The organism is Granulicella aggregans (assembly GCF_014203275.1).
Lineage (GTDB): Bacteria > Acidobacteriota > Terriglobia > Terriglobales > Acidobacteriaceae > Edaphobacter.
The window spans coordinates 1-13,084 of the sequence record NZ_JACHIP010000019.1 but is presented as its reverse complement, the minus strand read 5'-3'; the positions used below and the strand labels follow the sequence as shown (position 1 = coordinate 13,084).

At 54.3% G+C, this 13,084-nt stretch carries 14 protein-coding genes; 13 read left to right on the top strand and 1 reads right to left on the bottom strand.

Annotated elements, in window-relative coordinates; translation table 11 throughout:
• Positions 1-11: 11 nt before the first annotated feature.
• Positions 12-359: a single-stranded DNA-binding protein gene (locus HDF16_RS26310; protein ID WP_184223279.1), complete on the bottom strand. Its 348-nt coding sequence runs from the start codon at positions 357-359 to the stop codon at positions 12-14.
• 556 nt (positions 360-915) lie between these two features.
• Between HDF16_RS26310 and HDF16_RS26300 the strand changes: the two genes are divergently transcribed.
• The 13 genes from HDF16_RS26300 to HDF16_RS30385 all read left to right on the top strand — a co-directional run.
• Positions 916-1,635: an SOS response-associated peptidase gene (locus tag HDF16_RS26300; protein WP_184223275.1), complete on the top strand. Its 720-nt coding sequence runs from the start codon at positions 916-918 to the stop codon at positions 1,633-1,635.
• A gap of 130 nt (positions 1,636-1,765) precedes the next feature.
• Complete coding sequence (locus HDF16_RS26295) at positions 1,766-2,191, top strand: LexA family protein (protein WP_184223273.1); 426 nt, start codon at positions 1,766-1,768, stop codon at positions 2,189-2,191.
• Entirely contained in the window at positions 2,188-2,520 is a 333-nt protein-coding gene (locus tag HDF16_RS26290) for a hypothetical protein (protein ID WP_184223271.1), read from the top strand. The genes HDF16_RS26295 and HDF16_RS26290 overlap by 4 nt, the downstream gene beginning before the upstream one ends.
• On the top strand, positions 2,513-3,787 hold the full coding sequence (locus HDF16_RS26285) for a Y-family DNA polymerase (protein ID WP_184223269.1): 1,275 nt from the start codon (positions 2,513-2,515) through the stop codon (positions 3,785-3,787). Before HDF16_RS26290 ends, HDF16_RS26285 begins: the two co-directional genes overlap by 8 nt.
• A 209-nt stretch (positions 3,788-3,996) precedes the next feature.
• Complete coding sequence (locus HDF16_RS26280; protein WP_184223267.1) at positions 3,997-4,161, top strand: CopG family transcriptional regulator; 165 nt, start codon at positions 3,997-3,999, stop codon at positions 4,159-4,161.
• A gap of 67 nt (positions 4,162-4,228) precedes the next feature.
• On the top strand, positions 4,229-5,695 hold the full coding sequence (locus HDF16_RS26275) for a hypothetical protein (protein WP_221313211.1): 1,467 nt from the start codon (positions 4,229-4,231) through the stop codon (positions 5,693-5,695).
• A gap of 18 nt (positions 5,696-5,713) precedes the next feature.
• Positions 5,714-7,108 (top strand): DNA methyltransferase, encoded by a 1,395-nt coding sequence (locus HDF16_RS26270; RefSeq protein ID WP_184223263.1) that lies wholly within the window; start codon positions 5,714-5,716, stop codon positions 7,106-7,108.
• A gap of 3 nt (positions 7,109-7,111) precedes the next feature.
• The gene (locus HDF16_RS26265; protein WP_184223261.1) at positions 7,112-8,326 is read left to right on the top strand and encodes a hypothetical protein; all 1,215 of its coding nucleotides are present in this window, start codon (positions 7,112-7,114) and stop codon (positions 8,324-8,326) included.
• Positions 8,319-9,554, top strand: coding sequence for an AAA family ATPase (locus HDF16_RS26260; RefSeq protein WP_184223259.1), 1,236 nt, complete (start codon positions 8,319-8,321; stop codon positions 9,552-9,554). The genes HDF16_RS26265 and HDF16_RS26260 overlap by 8 nt, the downstream gene beginning before the upstream one ends.
• A gap of 178 nt (positions 9,555-9,732) precedes the next feature.
• The gene (locus HDF16_RS26255) at positions 9,733-10,857 is read left to right on the top strand and encodes a hypothetical protein (protein WP_184223257.1); all 1,125 of its coding nucleotides are present in this window, start codon (positions 9,733-9,735) and stop codon (positions 10,855-10,857) included.
• A 428-nt stretch (positions 10,858-11,285) separates the two neighbouring features.
• Entirely contained in the window at positions 11,286-11,897 is a 612-nt protein-coding gene (locus tag HDF16_RS26250; RefSeq protein WP_184223255.1) for a recombinase family protein, read from the top strand.
• 22 nt (positions 11,898-11,919) lie between these two features.
• Positions 11,920-12,696, top strand: a complete 777-nt coding sequence (locus tag HDF16_RS26245; RefSeq protein WP_184223253.1) for a MobA/MobL family protein — start codon at positions 11,920-11,922, stop codon at positions 12,694-12,696.
• A partial coding sequence (locus HDF16_RS30385) for an HNH endonuclease signature motif containing protein (RefSeq protein ID WP_221313210.1) occupies positions 12,693-13,084 on the top strand: 392 nt, incomplete at its 3' end. The genes HDF16_RS26245 and HDF16_RS30385, both read left to right, overlap by 4 nt.

The window sequence follows — 13,084 nt, the reverse complement described above, 5'->3', positions numbered from 1 at the left end:
CTCTCGGCCTGCTACTCTTCGGCCTCTGTCTTTGCGGTTACGCGGTCGATCTGCGAGGCGTGGTATTCCGTCGCATAGATCGTGATGGTTTCTCCGCCCACGGTGCGCTCGTAGTTGTTGTTCCGTGCCTCGGCTTCGATGTAAACGCGGTCGCCCTTCTTGAGCTTCGCGGCGTATTTGCGCAAGTTCCCGAAGACCGCAACGGTGTGCCAGTCGGTACGGGTATTGCGAGTATTCTCGACATTCCAATGTGAAGATGTGGCGATGGAGAGGCGTACTGGGGCATTGTCAGAGGTAAGGGATTTCGGGTCGGCTCCGATGTGGCCCATGATGACAAAGCGGTTAAGGTCGTTAATCATTGCATTTCTCCTGTGCGGTTCGGTTAGGGCAGTGTTTCCCGCACTGCCTGAGTTGTGGTTGCCGGGGCTTGTTTCTTGCCCCGTCTTGATGTTCTAAGAATATCGTACTTACGTAATTATGTCAATACGTAAATGCATCTTGAGATAATTATTTTGAGGTTTTTGCTTGCGATCTTCTCTTTAGAAAAACCCATGTTTTTCGAAGAAAAACGGGATGTTTTGCTTCTGCCGGAACCGACGGAGCCGGGTGTCAAGACCTGGCCGAAGGCCCACCGCAACGCGGCGCGAAGCGGGTCTTTACTCACGGCGCGGTTCTGGCCTTTGTTGCTGTTGCTCTTGCCTGTGGCTCTTAGGCTTTTGCTGTGGAAATGTGGGAGGGTCTGGCCCTTATGGGCGCCTTCCAAGCGGAGCGCCATTTCCATAGCGGGGCGTTACGGGGTGTCCCCGTCCCCAAAAAGTCTTTCAACTAGACTTGATTTGGCTATGGAATCGAGTGAACCGGAAAACGCAGAAGAAATCGTGGCACCGGCGAGCTAAGGCGTCATTGGAGTAGCTCATGTGTGGTCGGTACGGTCGTCGCAGCGACAAACAGAAGATCGCGGAACACTTTCGTGCGAAGCCTTCACCGGCTGAGTTGCCGATGCCTGACGCCGACTACAACATAGCGCCGACGACTCATCAGCCCATCATCCGGCAGAGTCGCGAGACGGGTGAGCGAGAAATGATTCTGGCCCGCTGGGGACTGGTGCCGTTTTTCACAAAGGATCTGAACGACGTCAAAGGTCTCTCGACGATCAACGCGAGAGCGGAAACGATCACCAAAGCTCCGACTTGGCGGGAACCTTTCAAGAAAAGGCGGTGCCTGATTCCCGCCTCGTTTTTCTACGAGTGGCCGAAGGAAGGGAAGCCTCCGAAGCAGCCCTATGCCTTTGAGCTGGGGAATAGCAGCCTCTTCGCGTTTGCGGGGCTTTGGGACGCCTGGAAAGACAAGGACGGTCACTGGCTTCAGTCCTACGCCATCGTGACCACTGAGGCGAACGAGCTGATGGCGAAGATCCATCCGCGTATGCCTGTCATCCTTCACGCACGCGATTATGACCGCTGGCTGGACAGGGAAGAGACGGAACGTTTGCCGATCGATCTCCTCCGGCCCTTCGAATCTGAAGAAATGGAAGTCTATGAGGCCAATCCGAAAGTCGGGAACGTAAGAAACAACGGCCCGGAGATGCTGAAGGCGGCCGAAAAGGCCGCCGTGGATGGCGCGCTGCCACTCTAGGCCGGTTGTTCACGGTTGGGGCGAATGCGTGAACGTTGGAAACAAACGAGATATCGCTCGCGCACAAAGAGTAAAAGACGCGTTTTCGCTTTTCCTTCGCTATACCTGCTATACCTGAGGTGAGGTAGCGATGAGCCTGATTCAGGTCGAGTGGGCGTGTGACTGGCCGTTAATCCTTCCATACTTTGATGGCAGCGTGCCTGCGGGCTTTCCAAGCCCCGCAGAGGACTACCTGGAGACTCCTCTCGATCTGTCCGAATACCTGATCGAAAACAAGGCCGCGACGTTCATGATGCGGGTCGATGGCGACTCGATGAAGGATGCCGGCATTCTGGACGGTGATCTGCTGGTTGTGGATCGCGCGGCGAAACCGGTGAATGGTTCCGTCGTGATTGTCGCGGTCAACGGTGAGTACACGGTGAAGCGCTTGCGTCGCTGTCTTGACTGCGTGTGGCTCGAACCGGCAAACCCGCGTTACCAACCCATTCACGTTGGAATTGGCGAAGAGCTGCATGTCTTCGGTGTTGTAAGACACGCGATTCACACCTTGCGATGAGCCAGTATCCCGTAACCCCGGACGGCCGCTACTTCGTCGTGCGTGGACGTTTGTGGCGCTGCAGTAATCCTCAGCTTTCTGATGAAGAGAAGCAGCGCCTGACCGCGGTGCTCATGGCTGCGCGGCGCGCAAAGGGAATCGCAATGCGAGCTGGAGACGAAGGGGGCCGGGAGCAGGCCAGGCAACAAGTCGATGCTGCGAAGATCGCCCTGGGTGAGCGGGGACTTGTTTGGTGGACGGATGGCGCACCCGACGTAAATCGTCACATGGTTAAGAACACGAACTATGCCGCGTGGTTTGCTGCGCTGGAGAACGGTGAGCATGGATGAGACATTCGGCATCATCGACTGCAACAATTTTTATGTGAGTTGTGAGCGTGTCTTTCGACCCGACCTCGAAGGAAAGCCGGTCATCGTGCTCTCGAATAACGATGGTTGCGCGGTGGCCCGGTCAGCAGAGGCCAAGGCTCTTGGGATAAAAATGGGAGACCCTGAGTTCAAGCTGCGTGATCTCATCAAGCGTGAGAATATCCGCGTCTTTAGCTCAAATTATGCGCTTTATGGTGACGTAAGTCGACGGGTAAGTGACACTCTTGGCTCGATGGTTCCGACGATCGAAAACTACTCGATCGACGAAAGCTTTCTGAATCTTGGAGAGTTCGCGGAAAGGGAAGTGGAGCCTCTCGCGCGTGAGCTGCGCGAGCGCGTTCATCGCTGGGTCGGCATCCCTACGTGTGTTGGAATTGCCCCCACAAAGACGCTGGCCAAGGTCGCCAACTTCATTGCGAAGAAGCGTCCGCAGTATCGCGGGGTCTGCGATATGCGTTCCAGCCAGGTGCGGGCTGAGCTGCTGCCTACGGTGCCGGTTGATGAGGTCTGGGGAATCGGTTCGGCGTCGGCCGCGAAGCTCATTAGGATCGGGGTCCGGACGGCCGCCGATCTCGCGGCGCTAGACCCGGACAACGCGCGCGCCTTGATGACGGTGACGGGTGGGCGCACCGTCTACGAGCTGCGCGGGATTTCCTGTATGCCTTTGGAATTGATGGAGCCGACCAGGAAGGGAATTGCCGTCACCCGCAGTTTCGGGGCGTCGGTTACATCTTGGGAGCCGATGCGGGAAGCGATCGCGAGCTATGCCACACGAGCAGCGGAGAAGATGCGCCGGTACAAGGTGGCCGCAGAGAACATCTTCATCTTCATGCACACCAATACCTTCAACAACGATCCGTTCTACTCGAACGGGGCCTCAGCTCGGTTTGCGGAAACCACCAACGACACCGGGGAAGTCGTCGCCTTGGCCGTCCGTCTGGGTGAACGGCTATGGCGGGAAGGCTACCGCTACTCGAAGTGCGGAGTGATGATTACGGAGCTGATGCCCGAAACCATCCGGCAACCAGCCCTATGGGGCGAGCTGGACCGCGAGAAGAGGGAACGGGCTTGGAGAGCCATGGACAAGCTCAACGCGACCCTCGGGCGCGATACTGTCCGTATTCTGGGTGCCGGTCCCAAGAATGCCGCCTGGAAGCTCAAGGCTGAGCATCGCTCGCCACGGTGGACAACGCGATGGGACGAACTGCCAAGAGTCCTATCAAAGTGACAAAGCGACATGCTGATATCGGTTTGTACGGATAAAGGGGTAGTCGGATGTTTCTTGGCCGTGTTTTCGACCGGTATCGAGAAGGAATCTTAGAGCAAAAAGATGGTCCAAGGAAAGGGAACGCGGCTATGATCGAAAGGGTGATGCAGCAAAGTGATGCAAGTTGCAGCAACGGCGGTGATAGTTGCCGTCGAAAAGAGGAGGACAGAATGCCACGAGCTTCGGTAACGCTGCGCCCCGATGTGTACGAAACATTGGAGCATATCGCCCGAGAGAAAAAGGTCTCTCTCGCTTGGGTTATCCGGGAGGCGGCTGAAACCTATATAGCTGACCGATGGCCGCTGTTTCCTCCGCAGAAGGACACCCCAGCATAGAGGGCTTTGCGTTTGATCAAACGCAATCTTTCCGACAAACAGGCTTAGGAATCGAACGGATAATAATTTGCGAAATCTACAGCGCCAAGCAAATGAACAGGGAACGCGAGACGTGAGGGCTGTTCTCTCTCGCGACACTCTGGCTTATTGTGGCGAACCAAACACGTTTCTTGCGGATCAAAAGGCAAGGTTGAAGGGTGGCGAGGAAGCGCGGGCGCGGACTCTCACTAGTATTCTGCGAAAACTCAACGAGTCTGTTCCGTTCAGCGAGCGGTCTGATCTGTCGTCGTTTGTCAATTGGAAGGGAAATGCCGCATCACCGATCCATAGATGGATGCGATACCGCGAAGCATACTCCCCCCACCTCATAACGAAGCTTGGGCTTGGATCGAGCATTCTCGATCCCTTTTGTGGGTGCGGCTCCATTCTGATTGGAGCGGCAGAAAATGGCTATAGCTCCACGGGCATCGACATAAATCCATTGGCTGTATTCGCGACGAAGGTCAAGCTGACGCCGTTGCCCAAAGGGAAGATCGCGGCACTGAAGCGCTTTGCTGCCATGCTGACGAACACCGGTGACTTGGGTAAAGCTTGGCCTTTGCCAGCATTGTCAATTGCGAGCAAGGTCTTTGAACCGGTGATAACCGATACGCTGCTCAAGATTCGAAGGCTAATCGAGTCAGAGTTCTCAGATGATAGCGAGAGCCGCGATTTTCTGATGCTGGCGTGGATCGCCATCCTTGAGAGCGTCGGCAGCTACTTCAAAGAAGGCAATGGCATAAAGTACCGGAATAAGAAGCGACTAAAAACCGGCTATGTGCAGAGGCTTGAAGGTGCCTGGCAGACTGAGCGGTTCGGCGACGATCAAGAGCTTTTTGTGCGCGATGCGTTCGAAGCCCAGATACAAATGATGCTGCAGGACACCAAGTTTTGGCGCAAGGGAGATTGGGCGAAACAAGAGGTGGTGCACGGAAACGTGCTGGAAATGGATTCGTTGCTGGGAACCCGCAAGTATGAGTCGGTGATCTTCAGCCCACCCTATGCGAACCGCTTCGATTATTTCGAATCCATGAAGGTTGAACTGTGGTTCGGCGGCTTCGTAGACTCCTATGAGTCGATCAATCGCTTCCGCAAAGCGTCATTGCGATCGCATCTGGGTGCAGATCTCACTCGGCCCTACGAACCAATTAGCGAACTAGAGAAGCTGATTGGCCTGATGGACCAAGACGCCAGTAGTTGGCGGATGGGTGTACCTGCTCTTCTCCGAGGGTATTTCGAGGATATGCGGACAACGCTGAAACACTGCCGAAAGACGCTCCATAGTGGTAAGTGTTTTGTTGTGGTGGGCAATTCCGCTTTTGCTGGCGTGATCGTGCCTACCGATGTGATTTTGGCAAAAATCGCCTTAGAAAGCGGGTTTAAAAAAGCCGAGGTCCTCGTTACTCGGCATCTCACGGTAGCTCCTCAACAGCGAAATCAATTGTCCCGATTCCAGGACAACATGCGTGAAAGTGTAGTGGTTCTCTCCACGTAGCAGGCAGAAGGATATCAAGTGGAAGCGCTTCAACCGACATTGATCGATTTAGATGAACCGGCTGAAGAGCCTCGCGAGCGTGCGTCTGAACTCTTCAGCGAAGTCGCACAATTTCCGTCATTCAAACATATCCAGAATGGCGATCTCTTTTCTCTAAGTCTGGCCAACAAAACTTCGGCATTGACGCATGGGTTTCACCGGTTTCCTGCAAAATACATCCCGAGAGTGCCCGCGTGGGCATTGGATCAGTTTGCGCTTAGAGACAGTGTTGTCCTTGATCCATTCTGCGGCTCCGGCACGACTCTTGTAGAGACTCTATCGCGTGCGCGAAAGGGAATTGGATTGGACTTAGATCCACTTGCCTGCTTGATCTCTCGTGCGAAAACGACTGAAGTGTGCCCCTCCCGAATTCGTGATCTTGCCACGAAGCTGAAGGGGAAATGGGCTGACACAGCGATTGATCTTGCACCTCCAATGGACGATATCGCCAACTTTGGGCATTGGTTTTCATCCTCGAATTGGGGAAGTCTGCAAGGGCTCTTTGCTGCAATCCAGCGGATCGACTGTACAGAAGAAGAACGAACCTTTTTCCTTTGTGTCTTCAGCTCGATAATCCGTTGGGTGTCGAATGCCGATGATCAAACCCAGAAGACATACGTGTCGGGCACTCTAAAGAAGTCGCCTCCGATCGTTGCACCAACGTTCTGGAAAGCGTTGGAAAAGGCCATCAGTGGACTAGAAGATCTGTCTAAAGTGCGCCTGGCTGGTGCATCTAGCGTGGTTATGCGAGGAAGTGCGACTGACATACCTCTACCGGATAGTTCTGTAGATCTCATCGTGACGAGCCCGCCGTATCTCGATTCGGTGGACTATATGTACAACTTCATGCTCGAGTATTTCTGGTTGGGGCCTCTCTTGGGCGTTCCAAATCGAAAGGTATTCAACAGTATGCGTCGAGGCGTGACCGGAGCGAAGAACCCGGTTAAGCAGGGAAGTCTTTCACTTCCCGCATGCTTGAGTGACCTCATATGTGAATCGGAGATCAGTCCTGGCCGAATAGAAGCTATGCGGGCTTACTGCGATAGCATGTCACGTCACTTTGAATCGGCTAGCAGGGCTCTCAAGCGTAACGGCCTCTATGTATTGGTGATCGGCAACAGTCAAAGCACGCAAGGGGCGCTCCCCATACATGACTCATTGATACGTCTTGCGGCGGAAGCGGGTTTCGCCTTTCAAAAAGCCTTTGCCTACCGGATTCGCAGACACTATATGAAGTTTCCGCGCGCTGGGCGGGGGGGGATCATAACGATGGATTGGGTCATTACCCTAAAGAACACCCGTAGCAACGCTCAGTATCCAAGCCGTTTGCCTATGCCAGCCTTCACTCTTAGACATGACGAGGTGGCGAACTAACCTATGGCTCCGATTCCGTTGGACGTGCTCGATTATTGGCGGGTCAACAGCTATGGATACCCAAATCCATTTAGTGGCGATGTGAAGTCTCAAGAGGCATGGGTGACGTTTGAATCGTTCTACGATCGCGACGGCATGTCCTACAGCGATCTCAAAGGTTATTGGGGATCTTCGAGCGCCCCACGCAGGCTTGATCCGCACGCAGTAGAAAGCTGGAAAGCAACTTTCGAAGAGTTTGGGCTGTTATATGTAATATCCCGCTCGAACGCGGTTACTGTTACGCCTGGCGGCCACCAGATTTATCAGGCGGCAAAGGCATTGAACCGTGAGGCATTCGTCTGGATCGGCCTAAACCTGCTATTTCGCTACCCGGTCCAAGGGCCACCGCGAGGAGGACGCAGGAGCGTAGCGCATCGTTCTGCCGATGTGTTGCCCTACCGATTTCTGTTTTCTGCAATGCGTGATCTCGGCGATTATTTTTGGTGGACAGAGTTGGAGCGGATTCTTTGCCGGGTCTTTTCAACGTCCCAAGCAAAGCGAGCTGTAGCGGCGGTGGGTGCGCTTCGGATGGACACTTCTCTCCTGAAGACCTTTGAACTGCCGGTGGAGAACCGCAAGGGCGGGTTCTACAATTCTTTAAATCAGATTGCAAACCATGCAGGTTTAAATCATTTGGTACTCCGCCAAGATGATACGAGTGAACACTATGGACCGACGGAGAGTCGGCGTAGGCATTTCATCGACCGCGAGCTTTTGCCACTTGTCTCGGCTGCTCTAGGAGACCGAACGACCTTATCTGACTGTGCTGCAAGTGCGTTGTATGTCGATCGCTTGCCCACGGCTCCGACCTTCACAGACGAACAGGCTTATTTCCAATACCTCGGGGCAACCGTCCCAACGTTAGCCGGTGTTGCAGCCGCTAGCGCACCTCAAATTCTTGATCTTGCTGGAGACAAGGTACTCCTCCTAAAGATCGGGGAGCATGTAGAGCGCGGAGAGCAAGCCGGAAATCAGGTGTCTGTCCGTGGCCGCTTATGGGTTTTGTGTCAGGTTGCTCGTGGACAGCGGGTCATTCTTTCGACCGACACCCGTTGGTCTTATCTGGTTTTGACGAAGGACCTTATAAATTCCGACACTGTGGAGGTGTCCTTGCGAAAAGCTAGGCCAATCACCAACATCCGCTTAATCGAAGAGCTTTTTGGAGGTGAAGATGCCTGATATCAACGAAGACACCCTCGTCGAACAGGGGGCGATTCCACCAACAGACTTCCACGACAAGATCGAACGTATTCGAGAGATCTCTGACTACGATCTTGAGTGGCAGCCAGATTTCCTTGAACGCTTAGAGAAGGCCACGGACGGCCTGCTATTTCCGGAGGATACCCTTAGAGCTGTGGCGGCGGCGCTACGGGCGGGGCATGTAATTCTTCAAGGGCCGCCAGGCACAGGTAAATCCAGCCTCGCGCGTGCATTATGTGATGCCTTTCAAGCATCTGTGTTTCCGGTAACTGCTCATGAAGACTGGACCGTGTTCGATGTGATCGGACGTCTCGAACTCCGCCTACACTCGGATCGGAAAGAAGAGATTGTGCCAGTGAATGGGTACTTCACCGAATCAGCCATCAAGTGTGCAAACACTATTGTGAAACACTTCGACGATCCTTCTGAGCCGCAAGCTGAGTGGCTGTTGATTGACGAGTTGAACCGGGCCAATATGGATCGAGCATTCGGCGAGCTGTTCACGGTACTTGGAAGCGATGCGGCAACACCAATCACTCTTCCTCATCAACGGGATGGAAACCGAAACCTGGTGGTCCCCCGGCGCTTTCGGATCGTCGCCACACTTAATTCCTTCGACCGGCAATTTGTAAATAATCTCAGTCAGGCTATTCGGCGGCGCTTCACTTTCATCACAGTAAACATTCCTGATAGGAAACCAGAAGGCGTTCTCTGGAGCAGCTCTTCAGAGCCTGCGCCGCTCGCTGTCCAAGAGTTCCGTTTGGTGGTTCGGAGGGCGGCAATAAGGACTGCGAAGCGAACAAATATAGGAGAAGATTCTAACGAACAGCAGCTTGCGGACACCTATAGAGAAAGGCTCCTTGGCTCTTTCGGCCCATTGGTCGTGAGCCTTTTCGACCTTGTTGAGCGTGTGCGCTATGCTGGCCCCGAACAGCGCATCCCCCATTTGCCGATCGGTACGGCACAGATCATCGATACGCTTGAGTTGTTCATGCTTCGCCTACTACAAGACGGAGCTTCGGATGAAGCGGCAGCGGGGCTCTTGGATTGGGCGGTGTCTGTAAAGCTTGTCCCTCTATTTGATACCGATGTTGTCGCTCCCGAAGTTCTCCAAGAATTCGCAACTACTCTCGTCGCTCCCTTCAATAAGGCGACCCGCCGAGAACTTCTAGGTATCGTTGCTGCGGGTACACACTTCGTTGAGTGAGACACTCCTAAACCGTCGATTCCTTAGAGAGGCATTGCCGCTCCTATCGTCCTACGTCTACTCCGAGCAGGTCTCTCTGGAACCGACCGCTATCGAGGTGGGCGATGACCAACCGGAGGAATTTGAGAGTTTTAGACGTCTTCTAAGACTCCGCCACGCTGTAGCGTGTGGACTCCAGTTGAAGCCCATCATCGAAGACATCGAACGAGGAGTCTCGCAAACCTCAGAGATCGTTCGAACAGAATCGAAGGGATCTCTCAACGGACGCCTCGATATAGCAGTGTATCTAGCTCGCCGTGGCACTAACCTTTCATGGCCCAAGAGCTTACCGGTCTTGGTCGCAAAAGCGTCCGCAAACACACCAGAGAATCAGCTCGTCGTCGACGCATTGCGCCAATTGATCAGGCGGCTCAACGAGGCAACGGGTTTGATCGTAAGTGCAGAACGCAACTACAGCCTCAACCTACTTCGCTGGGCGAGGGAACGGCTACATGCTACGCCATGGCAGAAAGTTCTTCCTGCTCGCAGCTCCACTATTCTCCGGCGGGAGACAGAGCATCGTCTCCGAAAACGTCAAACGGGCAATCAGGCGGCATACGGGCGGCTTGCTATTTGGTACGGACAGTGGACGTTCGATGCGACTCTTGCTAGTCCCGATTTAGCTGACCGGATGGTGGACCTGATGCTGGCATTCCCCGCAGGGGAGTTCTTTGCTGATCGCGTTTTTGAGGTGTGGTGTTTGAACCAGGTCATTGAGTCATTTCGGCGTATCGGAGCGGTTACAGTAGAAGGCCCCCGGCTTCTTTGGCAAAGAGCTGGGCGATCAATATGTACTCTCAGGTTTGAGGAATACACTTTCGATGTGTGGTTCCAGAAGTCATTGCCCAGTTCTTCTGCTCGATGGCGCTACGTCCACTCAGGTAATGCGCTGAAGGGCATTCCCGATATCACATTGATTGGTGAGGACAGTCGTTATCTGGTGATCGACGCAAAGAACCGCAAGTCCTATGGAGCGACTCGGCCAGAAGAAACGTACAAGATGTTGGGATATTTAGAGAACTTTCGAGGTACGTTTCAGCAGTACCCTTTCTGGGGCGCTCTGTGCTTCTTGTCTGACGACGATCTGTTTACAGAGGTTGGCACTGAAGGCGGCAACAGACTTGTTCTGCTCGGAGCGCATGATAATGATCCGAAGGTATGTGCGCTTGGTGGCCGGATGGATACCTTGTTATCAGAGTGGCTTTCATTACGCCGAACCGAAGGATTACTAGCCTCAGCGCCTGTTCCACAAATCATCATGTGAGGCCTTGGGATACGCGTTCATTGTGGATGAGTTGACACTCGTGTGCCCTAACGAATTCAGCACCAATACCGTCTCTACAACGCTGGTCAGAGAATTGTCGAAAAGCTGTTGCAATCTGCTGTGCTCGCCGTCCGTAAGGCTCTGGAATCCGTTCTGGATGAGTGAGCAAGGGAAGCAGCTCGGAAAGTTCCTTACTATTGAGGGCCAACGATGCGGGTAGTTCGTCAAGCACGGCAACTGCGGCGCTAGTCCAGAAAGGAACGTCATTCAATAGAAGAGCTTCCCTCAACGTCATCCGTTGGGGACTTGTTTTTTGATGTGCTCTTCGTCCCATGAGCTATGTCTCCTTGGGTATACCCCAGCGATACGTAACAGGTTCCTGCAAAACACGTATCACAAGGATTGCAATCTCCTTTATGATACAGGTAATGCCGAGGGTCAAGGAACCTACTGTTACAAAGAAGAACCCCCGGCCCTCAAAAGGGCAACGGGTGGGCTATATCCGCGTGAGTACGCTTGACCAGCGGGAAGACCGGCAGCTTGACGGAGTGGAGCTGGACAAGCGTTTCGTCGATCGCACGTCTGGGAAAGACATTAAGCGTCCGCAACTCACGGCGCTGCTTGGCTTCATCCGAGACGGAGACACCGTTGTGTGTCACTCCATGGACCGGCTGGGGCGCAACCTGGATGATCTGCGCAAGCTCGTGTTTGGAATGACCGAGCGCGGAGTTCGGGTGGAGTTCGTCAAAGAAAATCTGATCTTCACCGGAGAGGATTCGCCGATGGCGAATCTACTCCTGAGCGTGATGGGAGCGATTGCCGAGTTTGAGCGGCAACTGATCCGCGAGCGCCAGGGAGAGGGAATTGCGCTGGCGAAGAAACGGGGCGTGTATAAAGGCAGGCCGGCAATGCTGAACGCGGCTGTCGTAGCTTCGCTCCTGGGGAGATTAGCTGCTGGGGAAAAACCCTCGGAGCTTGCGCGGGAGTTCAAGATATCGAGGATGACGCTGCACCGCTACAGTAAGCGCGAAGTCGCCTGAGTACAGACGGCAGAGGAGACATATGGCGATTCTGCATTTGAGACTGCATGGACCCGAAGGCGGAATGTCGGCTATGAAGAGGTTCGACTACCTTGGAGCGGAGCTGCCGCATTTCTCACGTGGGAAAGTCGAATACGTGGAGTCCGGCAATGTGCCGACTTTCGCAGCGGGTAGCGCTCGCGACTTTTGGTGTGCAGCGGACGAACAGGAACGTGTGAATGCCAGGGTATTCACCGAGCTTGAGACTGCTCTTCCTTACGAACTGAGTCTGACTGAGAATGAGGCTCTAGCTAAAAAAGCAGTCAGCGAGCTTCTTGGCAACACGTTTCCGTACACGATGGCGGTGCATTCGCTTCTGAACGCAGGCAAAAAGCAGTATCACCTGCATGTGATGTTCTGCGTGCGGAGTGTAACGGAGGCAACAAGGGCGCTTCCTCGTGAGCGCTTCTTCAAACGGAATGGTGCCAAGAAAGATCACTCCTGGAACCACCGGAGCCGTCCTTTTCAGCTCAGGACCCAATGGTGCAACCTGTTGAACGAGGCATTGGCGGATGCCGGTGTTGTGGTGCGCTTATCACCAGGGAAGAGCGAGGTTGCAGTCGAACCTAAAATCCTTAAGCCAGGTAGATCACTCGACGACGACGCCCTTCGGGAAGTGATTGAGATCCGTAAGGTAAGACGCGAGACAGCGAAGGTTATCGAAGAGTGGGAGCGCGAAGCGAATGTGCAGATCGCCGCTATCGAAGCGAAGCTGGCCGAAGATCTGCGGGAGCTGGATGCGGTGGGGGTTATGCCATGAAGCCGTCGAAGCAGATTGTGATGCACTGCCCTTGTGGGCGCTCCAAAGTTCTCGCGAAGGGATTATGCCAGATATGCTACACGCTCAAGCGGCAGGATGAGGCCTACTTCGGCGGCCACCGTGAGGACGTGTTGAAGCGCGACGACTACCGTTGCCGCGTACCTGGATGCTCGACCATTAAGCGCGGCAAGCGCTCGGTGGCGGTTCATCACAGGGAACCGGGGAATAGCGATCCGGTGAAGATGCTCACCCTGTGTCTGCCGTGTCACGCGAAGGTCACGCGGACGCTATTCGGGGTAGACCCAACATTGCTGTCACCGGGGGCAATCTGTCAGGCAGTTTGCTGGTCGTACCTGAGCAGCATTTGCGTGCCGACCGATTTGGGGCC

Coding starts and splice junctions, on each gene's coding strand:
- HDF16_RS26310 (WP_184223279.1), bottom strand. CDS start 359: ATGATTAACGACCTTAACCGCTTTGTCATCATGGGCCACATCGGAGCC.
- HDF16_RS26300 (WP_184223275.1), top strand. CDS start 916: ATGTGTGGTCGGTACGGTCGTCGCAGCGACAAACAGAAGATCGCGGAA.
- HDF16_RS26295 (WP_184223273.1), top strand. CDS start 1,766: ATGAGCCTGATTCAGGTCGAGTGGGCGTGTGACTGGCCGTTAATCCTT.
- HDF16_RS26290 (WP_184223271.1), top strand. CDS start 2,188: ATGAGCCAGTATCCCGTAACCCCGGACGGCCGCTACTTCGTCGTGCGT.
- HDF16_RS26285 (WP_184223269.1), top strand. CDS start 2,513: ATGGATGAGACATTCGGCATCATCGACTGCAACAATTTTTATGTGAGT.
- HDF16_RS26280 (WP_184223267.1), top strand. CDS start 3,997: ATGCCACGAGCTTCGGTAACGCTGCGCCCCGATGTGTACGAAACATTG.
- HDF16_RS26265 (WP_184223261.1), top strand. CDS start 7,112: ATGGCTCCGATTCCGTTGGACGTGCTCGATTATTGGCGGGTCAACAGC.
- HDF16_RS26260 (WP_184223259.1), top strand. CDS start 8,319: ATGCCTGATATCAACGAAGACACCCTCGTCGAACAGGGGGCGATTCCA.
- HDF16_RS26250 (WP_184223255.1), top strand. CDS start 11,286: ATGCCGAGGGTCAAGGAACCTACTGTTACAAAGAAGAACCCCCGGCCC.
- HDF16_RS26245 (WP_184223253.1), top strand. CDS start 11,920: ATGGCGATTCTGCATTTGAGACTGCATGGACCCGAAGGCGGAATGTCG.